8 protein-coding genes are annotated in these 8,208 nt (G+C 66.0%); 2 read left to right on the top strand and 6 right to left on the bottom strand.

Annotated elements, in window-relative coordinates:
* Positions 1-25: 25 nt before the first annotated feature.
* Both GEV05_15710 and GEV05_15705 read right to left on the bottom strand, forming a co-directional pair.
* Positions 26-571, bottom strand: a complete 546-nt coding sequence (locus tag GEV05_15710; GenBank protein MPZ44814.1) for a DUF4124 domain-containing protein — start codon at positions 569-571, stop codon at positions 26-28.
* A 37-nt stretch (positions 572-608) separates the two neighbouring features.
* A complete protein-coding gene (locus GEV05_15705; GenBank protein MPZ44813.1) occupies positions 609-866 on the bottom strand; it encodes a GlsB/YeaQ/YmgE family stress response membrane protein in 258 nt (85 codons plus the stop codon).
* A 190-nt stretch (positions 867-1,056) separates the two neighbouring features.
* Here GEV05_15705 and GEV05_15700 point away from each other — a divergent pair, with 190 nt between their 5' ends.
* A complete protein-coding gene (locus GEV05_15700) occupies positions 1,057-2,517 on the top strand; it encodes an amidohydrolase family protein (protein ID MPZ44812.1) in 1,461 nt (486 codons plus the stop codon).
* A 64-nt stretch (positions 2,518-2,581) separates the two neighbouring features.
* On the opposite strand, the gene GEV05_15695 is transcribed toward GEV05_15700, so the two are convergent.
* The 4 genes from GEV05_15695 to GEV05_15680 all read right to left on the bottom strand — a co-directional run bounded on the left by GEV05_15695 (position 2,582) and on the right by GEV05_15680 (position 7,155).
* Positions 2,582-3,040: an SUF system NifU family Fe-S cluster assembly protein gene (locus GEV05_15695; GenBank protein MPZ44811.1), complete on the bottom strand. Its 459-nt coding sequence runs from the start codon at positions 3,038-3,040 to the stop codon at positions 2,582-2,584.
* Positions 3,041-3,374: 334 nt separating this feature from the next.
* Positions 3,375-4,574: an aminotransferase class I/II-fold pyridoxal phosphate-dependent enzyme gene (locus GEV05_15690; GenBank protein MPZ44810.1), complete on the bottom strand. Its 1,200-nt coding sequence runs from the start codon at positions 4,572-4,574 to the stop codon at positions 3,375-3,377.
* Positions 4,575-4,802: a hypothetical protein gene (locus GEV05_15685; GenBank protein ID MPZ44809.1), complete on the bottom strand. Its 228-nt coding sequence runs from the start codon at positions 4,800-4,802 to the stop codon at positions 4,575-4,577.
* Positions 4,803-4,899: 97 nt separating this feature from the next.
* Complete coding sequence (locus GEV05_15680; GenBank protein ID MPZ44808.1) at positions 4,900-7,155, bottom strand: fatty acyl-AMP ligase; 2,256 nt, start codon at positions 7,153-7,155, stop codon at positions 4,900-4,902.
* Here GEV05_15680 and GEV05_15675 point away from each other — a divergent pair.
* Positions 6,973-8,175 carry a fatty acid desaturase gene (locus GEV05_15675; protein ID MPZ44807.1) on the top strand — a complete coding sequence of 401 codons (1,203 nt, stop codon included), beginning with the start codon at positions 6,973-6,975 and terminating at the stop codon, positions 8,173-8,175. The genes GEV05_15680 and GEV05_15675 overlap by 183 nt on opposite strands.
* The last annotated feature ends 33 nt before the right edge of the window (positions 8,176-8,208 follow it).

Raw genomic sequence — 8,208 nt, 5'->3', positions numbered from 1 at the left:
TTTCGTATCACGACGAAAACGCGACTCAGCGTACGCCGTACGTCACGCTGGCCCTGATTGCCGTCAACGGCCCCGGGCTATGAGCGAACGTGGCGCACCCGAGCTGCCGATACCAGTGTCGCTGGACAGCGAGCCGTTCCTGAATGACACCGACGTTGTGGCCGTTGGCCACCAACTCTTCCGCTTCCATGAGCGCCATGCGCTGCGCGAGGTGCGGACATTCTGCATTCACCCCGGCTGCGAATCGGGCCGCGCGCGGCGCGAGACCGTCTGGCCGCTTGACCGCGGACGGTCGCCACGTCGCCCCCGAGCCGTCATCGCTCGGCGCGTGGTAGGCCATACGATCGGGCGCCGCCGGCCGATTCACACCGGGTAGCCGGATCGCATCGACCTTTTCCGCATCCGGGCAAGGCGCATCCGTGTAGCTGATCTGCCCCGCGGTTTCGCATCGAAATATCGTGCGGCCACTCGGTGCCTGACTGGCGGCATGGGTGGGCAGCAACAGCGCGCCGAGGGCGATGCAGAGGCCTGCGAATCCGGGAAACGCCTTGGCGCTGCGCCTGGGGTCCACTGCGGGGAAGCTGCTTCAGCCCGAGATCCGCCGCGGCTCAAACCGTGGCGCGTCTCTTGGTGACGGCGCGATAGATGGCGAGGATCACGATGGCGCCGATGATCGAGCCGATCAGGCCTGCCCATGTCTCGCCATCGCCGATGCCGAGCACGTTGAAGAGGAATCCGCCGAGCAACGAACCCGCGATCCCCAGCAGGATCGTCATGAAAATTCCGCCCCCGTCGCGGCCCGGCATGATCAGCTTCGCCAACGCGCCCGCAATAAGACCGAGAAAAATCATCGCGATGAATTCCATGACGCACCTCGCCGCTGGGGATGACCGGTGACGGATATGCAGCGACCATGCCCGCGCGGTGCTTGCGAATGCACCGTTCCAGCTCCTATCCTTGGCATCGCGACAGCAGCTGCAACACACGCGTCATTGCAAGGCCTGTTCATCCCTTGGCGTAGCACCAGGCGCCCAACCCGGTTAAGCGAGAGGAGCGATGACCATGCAGAGCCGAGCAGCACGGATTCGCGCGGGGCTTAAGCACCCGGTGATCGACGGCGACGGGCATTGGATGGAGCCGATCCCGATCTTTCTGGAACATCTGCGTGAAGTGGCCGGTCCCGGCGCAGTCGATCGCATCCGCGAGCTATGGCATCGCAATAGCGCGTGGTACCGGGCCACCTCGGCAGAACGGCAACACCAGCGGCTGCGCCGCGGCATCTGGTGGGGGGTGACCGCCAATACCCTCGATAAGGCCACCGCGCTGCTGCCTGCCTTGCTCGATGAGCGCCTGCCCGAGCTGGGCATCGACTTCGCCCTGATGTATCCGAGCTTCGGGCTCACCATCAACACCGTCGCCGACGACGAGCTGCACGCGGCCACGGCGCGGGCCTACAACCTCATGACGGCCGAGATGTTTGCGCCCTTCGCGCAACGATTCGCGCCGGTGGCGATCGTTCCGGCTCGCACGCCGCAGCAAGCGCTAGAGGAGCTCGAACATGCGGTCGGTACGCTGGGTTACAAAGCGATCATGCTGCGTGGAAACCAGGAGCGGCCGATCCCGAGCGCGGCGCAGGACGTCGACCCGCAGAAGGCAGCGTGGTACTGCGATACGATCGCGCTCGACAGCCCGTTCGACTACGACCCGTTCTGGCGCCGTTGCGTGGAGCTGGGCGTGGCGGTGACCCAGCACTCGGGCAGTCCGCGCTGGGTCGATCGCGCTTCGATCAGCAACTTCACCTACAACCATGTCGGTCACTTCGCCGAGTCGAACCACGCGTTCGCGCGCGGGGTGTTTCTCGGCGGTGTGGTACGGCGCTTTCCCAGCCTCAATTTCGGCTTCATGGAAGGCGGCGTGAGCTGGGCCTGCCAGATGTGCGGTGACATGATCGAGCACTGGGAGAAGCGCCGCCGCGCCGGACTGCAGGATCCGGGCACCACCGATATCGCCGAGCTGCGCCGGTTGATCGAGCGCTATGGCAATGCACGGCTGAAAGCCAACGCGGACGCGATCATGCGTAACCTCGATGCATTTCGCCCTGAAGTGGAAATCGCCGAGTTGAGCCGGCCGGAGCATGTCGTGGACGATTTCGAAGCGTCCGGCGTCGCATCCAAGGCCGATATCCGGGCGGTTTTTTCGGACAACTTCTACTTCGGCTGCGAGGCCGACGACCGTGCCACCCTGTGGGCCTTCGACCCGCGCATGGGCGTTCGGCTACGCCCGCTGTTCAGCTCCGACTTCACGCACTTCGACGTGCCCGATTTCAGAGACGTGATCCCGGAGGCATTCGAGATGGTGGAGCACGGCTTCGTGACGGAGCAGGATTTCCGCGAGTTCACCTTCACCAACGCCGCACGCCTGCATACGCGCAACAACCCGAATTTTTTCGCCGGCACCGTGGTGGAGAAGGCCGTGGCCGACGAACTGGCGCCCGAACCGACCCTCTCCGAGAGATAGGCCGGGATAAGGAAGTCACGCCCCGAAGCTCCCCTTTATTCGGGAGAGCCGGAGGTAAGGGGAGTTACGGCCCAAGCTCCCCTCTCCCTCCGGGAGAGGGGCCGGGGGTGAGGGAAGGTTCGAGCGCATCCGCGGCCGTCGTCCACGGCAGCAACGCGCAGCGCGCGCGCGCAGGAAATCGCCTCACGGTATCGAGCATTGCAATCCACTCCACGCGGGTCGTGGCCGCAGGCTGCGTGGCAGGGTCTTCGAGCATCGCGATGAAATCCCGAATCATCCGCCGTGCGTCTTCGACCGGCGCTCCCTTCGCCGTCTCGGTCAAGATCGAAGCGGAGGCCATCGATATGCCGCAGCAGCTGCATTGAAAAGCAAGATCGGCGATCCGTTCGTCTTTCAGCTCGAGATACAGGCGCACTTCGTCGCCGCACAGCGGATTGGTACCCACGGCGATCCGCCCGGCAGCATCGAGCACGCGATAATTGCGCGCGTTCTTGATGTGCTCCATGACGAGATCGTCGTACAAGAATGCGTCCTCCTGGATCGCGACCGCTCGACGCCTGTTGCGGCGGCCAGCGGACAGCGAAACGCGCAGCCGTGCGGGCGTTGCACACGCCGCGGCCAATCGTCCGCTTGTAAAGCTTGGCGCGCTCGATAACCCGCGACCTGCGATGCGGGGCCTGCTGGATCAGGATCATCCAGCCGGTCGGATACGCTCGGCGCGAGAAAGTTCCTGCTCGCAATTGCGCTATCGAGCGTTCCCTATTTCATGTCACGCTCGTCCCTCACCCCCAACCCCTCTCCCCGGGGGGAGAGGGGAGCGTCGCGTCCGTACTGGACTGTCGTCCAATACGGAACGATCAATAGATGGTGGCGCGTGCGGGAGCGAGCGCTTCCAGGCTCTGCAGAATGCGCCCGATGTCCTCGTCGGTGTGCGCGGCGGAGAGGCTGATGCGCACGACGCTCAAGCCGCTGGGCGTTGCCGGAGGCACCATCAGGTTGGTGTAGATTCCGGCGTCGAGCAATGCCCGCCAGTGGGCGATGGCGGTCTCGCGCTCGGGGTAGATCAGGGCGGCGATGGGGCCCGCCACGTTGGATCCGAGGCAGTAACCGAGCCGCTCGAGCTGGGTGTGGAGACGATGCGCGTGCCGCCACAGGCGCGTGCGCAAATCGGCGCCGGCGAGCACGCGCCGCAGCGCCTCGCGCGTGGCACCGATCACGGCGGGCGCGGGCGAAGCGGTGAAGATGTAGGGCCGGCTCGTCATACGCAGCAATTCGAATTGCGCGTGCCGGCTGACGCAGAATCCGCCTACGCCGCCCAGGCTCTTCGAGAACGTGCCGACGACGAAGTCGACGCAATCGAGCAGGCCGAGCTCCTCGCACAGCCCCAGCCCGCGCGCACCGAACAGCCCGAACGAGTGCGCCTCGTCCACGATCAGCCAGGCGCCGTGGCGCGCCTTGATCTGCGCGATCTCGCGCAGCGGCGCCCGATCGCCCAGCGTGCTATAGAGCGCCTCGACCACGATGAGCGCACGCCGGGCCTCATGGCCCAAACGCGCGAGGCGCCGGTCGAGATTGTCGGGGTCGTTGTGCCGGAAGCGGATGGTGGTGGCCGGGCTCAGGCGGCAGCCGTCGTGGATGCTCGCGTGGCTGTCGCTGTCGACCAGCAGGTAATCGCCGGCGCCGGCCAGGGCGGAGAGCGTGCCGAGGTTCGCCTGGTATCCGGTCGAGAACACGATCCCGGCCGGCCAGCCGAATGCATCGGCGAGGGCACGTTCCAGACCGCGGTGGGGCTGGTAGTTGCCGCTCGCCATGCGCGAGCCGGTGCTGCCGGTGCCGTAGGCCTCGATCGCGGCGATGGCGGCAGCGCGGCAAGCCGCGTCGAATGTGAGACCGAGGTAGTTGTTGCTGCCAGCGAGCAGTAGCCGGCGTCCCTGGACGGTCGCTTCCCGCGCCGAATGGACCTCGTCCATCGGCGTCGCGACAGCCGGCACGCCGGCCGTTTGCACCAGCTCCAACTGCAGCGATCGTAACGCTTCGAGCTTGTCGAGCAGGCTCACTCAATCGAGCCGCATGATGCCGGCGCAGAGCTGATCGAACGTGCGCGAGTCGGCCAGCGTGTCGACCGGGATGGAGATGTCGAGGCGCTCCTCGATCTGCATGATGAGCTCCATGGCCTGGGTCGAATCCAGCCCGAGCTCGCCGCCGGGGCCGATATCGGCCTCGCCGGGGCGCACGGCATCGAGCGCGTCGCGAACGACCTCCTCGACCGCAGCCTTGTCCCTCATGCCGCGCTGGTCCCTCGTGCCCGCTGGTCCTTCATGCCCGCTGGTCCTTCATGCCCGCTGGTTCCTCATGCCCGCTTTCCTCATGCCCGTTGGTCCCTCATGCCGCGTTGATGCCGATGTTTCCCCCTGTCTGCAGGGCACCACGAACCGCCGCCAGGGATGCCGCGGGCATGGCCGTGCCGCGATGGACGACGAAGCCGCTTCGAACCCACGGCAGGTCGCATGCGCGTTCGACACCGTGCCGTTCGAGAAATTGCTTGCGAGTGGAGCTGCGTGAGAGCTTGCCCGACGAGGTACGCGGCAGCGTGCGCGGCGGAACGATGTCGACCAGACACTCGATGCCGAGCTCGGCGTAGACTGCCTGCCGCAAACGCTCCGCGAGCGACGCGGCCGAAGCCGGGTCCATTTCGCGGCACTGGACCACCAGCACCGCCGCTTCCCCGCCGTTGCCGCCGGGAATCGAGAACGCCGAGGTATCGGTTGCGCGCAACTCCGGCTGCTGTTCGGCGAGATGCTCGATGTCCTGCGGCCAGATGTTGCGCCCGTTGATGATGAGCAAATCCTTCGCCCGACCGGTGAGAAAGAGCGACCCGTCGACGCGATAGCCCAGGTCGCCGGTGTTGAGCCATCCATCCTCCGACAACACTTCGCGGCTCGCCTCGATGTTGCCGAAATAGCCCGACATGATGCTCAGCCCGCGCAGGTAGATGCGGCCGCAGTGCCGATCGGGGAGCGTGCGACCCGCTTCGTCGCGAATCTCGACTTCGTAGCCAGGCAGCGCTTTGCCGCAATTCACGAAGCCCGAGCGCTTGCGACCGGGGTGGACAAAGCCCGAGCGCGTGGGCTCGGGGTCGACGAAATCCGAGCGCAAGCGCTCGGGGTCGGCGCTCGGCGCGGCTACGGCCTCGTTGTGCCGCGCCAGGCGCTCGGCCTCGACGAAATCGATGCCGAATCCGCCGCCAACGGGCGCGAAGCTCACCGCCAGCGAGCATTCGGCCATGCCGTAGCAGGGCAGGAATGCCCACGGATCGAAGCGGGCGGGCGCCAGGGCGTGTGCGAAGTTCGTCAGCCACTCCGGGTGGATCATTTCGGCGCCCACGCCGGCGATGCGCCAGCACGACAGATCGAGCCCGTCGGCGTCTTTGGCCCTTACGCGGCGCGCGGCCAGCGCATAGCCGAAGGGGGGACTGAACGAAATGGTGCCGCGGTTCTGGGAGATGAGCTTCAGCCACAGGCGCGGTCGCATGGCGAAATCGCGCGTCGCGAGGTAGTCGACCGAGCGCTGCGTGGCAACGCACCCGAGCACGATCCCGACCAGCCCCATGTCGTGGTAGAAAGGCAGCCAGGAGCAGAAGCGGTCATCCGCAGCGATCTCGAAGCCGTGGGTGAAAATGCCTTCCAGGTTCGCCATCGCCGCCGCTTGCGTGATCATCGTACCGCGCGGAAAACGGGTGCTGCCCGAGGTGTATTGCAGGTAGGCAAGCTCGTGAGTCGCAGGCGGCGCGGGCAGCTCGTCGAGCGCCGGCAGCGCCATGAAGTCCTGCAGGGTGCCGACGCGCTGCACCGGAAGGTCGGCCGCTGCCTCGTGCAACATGCCGATGAAATCGGCCGGTGCGAAAGCGGCGACCGCGCCGCAATCGCGCACGAGGTCACTAAGATGCCGGATATAGGCGCTTCGGCCGCCCAGATGGATCGCCGCCGCCAGCGGCACCGGTACGAGCGCCGCGTACTGGCAGGCGAAAAACATCACCGCGAAGTCGGGATGAGTATGCGCCACCAGCGCGACGCGGCTGCCGCGTGCAAATGTCTGCAGGCGGCATGCCAGTCGAAGCGCCTTTTCGCGCAGCTCGCTATAGGGCAGAACGCAAGCGAGCTCGCCTTTGCCGTTATAGAAGTTGAAGCCGGTGCGGCCCTCGGCAGCGTAATCGAGCGCCTCGGTCAACGTGCGAAAGTTTGCTCGACGCAGCGCTATCCCGCTACGCGTCGCAGTGGCTTCGTCCTTGTCCTTATTGCCCTTGTCTTCCCGCAACGACACACCTCCCCGCGCCTCGCGGACTCGTGATTCCGCCGAATTCGACGCGAGATTGTAACCATACTGTCGCGCTGCCGCAGCAGAAAACCGGCAGGCGCGCTTGTTCCGGAGCAATCCTGACGGTATTCTCGCAACGCTATGCCGCAGGCTCTCAGAGAAAGACCCTATGCCGCGGAGGCCTCCGGCGATCGAACCGCCCGCGTCGCGCCCAGCGGCGTCGCCGCCGATGTGAGCCTCGTCGGCGAGGACAACTCCGGGAGCAGTTCCAAACAATCGCCCGCCTGGTTCGAGCAGGCACGCACGGCGGTGAACGACCTGCATACACGTTCCGCGCCCGTCTACTGGATCGACTTCACGCTTGCGACGGCTGCGGCCTGGAGCCTCGCGGCGGCGTATTTCCTGGCACCGAAGTGGAGCCTGCTGCAGATCGCCGCATACCTGGCGAGCATCGTCCTGCTCTTCCGTAGCGGGACCTTCATTCACGAACTGGTGCATACGCGGCGCGATCAGATGCGATGGTTCGCACGGGCGTGGAACCTGTTCATCGGCATCCCGTTCCTCATGCCGTGGATCTTTTATCGCAACCACGCCGACCACCACAACGCCCGACACTTCGGCACGCCTCGCGACGGCGAATACCTGCCGCTCGCGGCCTCGCCGTTGCGCGAAACGGTCAAGTACCTGGCGCAGGCGCCGCTGCTGCCGCTTTTCATGTTCGTGCGCCTCGGCGTGCTGGGGCCACTGTCCTGGCTCAATCGTGGCCTGCGCGAATGGGTCCTTACGCGCGCCTCCGCGGCGGTATCGAACCCCTATTATGCGAAACGCTTTCCGCGCCGCGACGAGAGCCACCTCGTCATCGTCGAAGCGATTTCCTTCGTGTATCTGTTGTGCATCGCCGGCCTGCTCGTGGCCGGCACGATCGACGCGGGACACCTCTTCATGGGTTACCTGCTGGTCGCCGGCGCCCTGGGGTTCAATTGGGTGCGCAACCTCGCCGCTCACCGCTACGGCAACCGCGGCGAGCGCATGAGCCATCTCGAGCAGATGGAAGATTCCATCAACATCACCGGCCAGAGCTGGCTCACGGTGCTGCTGTTTCCGGTTGGCCTGCGCTACCACGCGCTGCATCACCTGTTTCCCTCCCTGCCCTATCACAATCTCGGCAAGGCGCATCGGCGCCTGAGCGCGTTGCTGCCGCGCGAAGCGCCGTACCACGCCACCGCACGGCGCAGTTTCTTCGCGGCGCTTGCCGAGCTGTGGCGGGGCGCAAAGGCTACATCGGTGGAGCGATCCGCAATGCGCAGGTGGACGGACAAGCCCGATCTGCCTCGAACGCCGTGAGCTCGGGAGCAGCGGCGGCGCGGGCAGCACCGG

This window comes from Betaproteobacteria bacterium (genome assembly GCA_009377585.1).
GTDB lineage: Bacteria > Pseudomonadota > Gammaproteobacteria > Burkholderiales > WYBJ01 > WYBJ01.
This window is presented reverse-complemented; position numbering and strand designations above follow the sequence as displayed.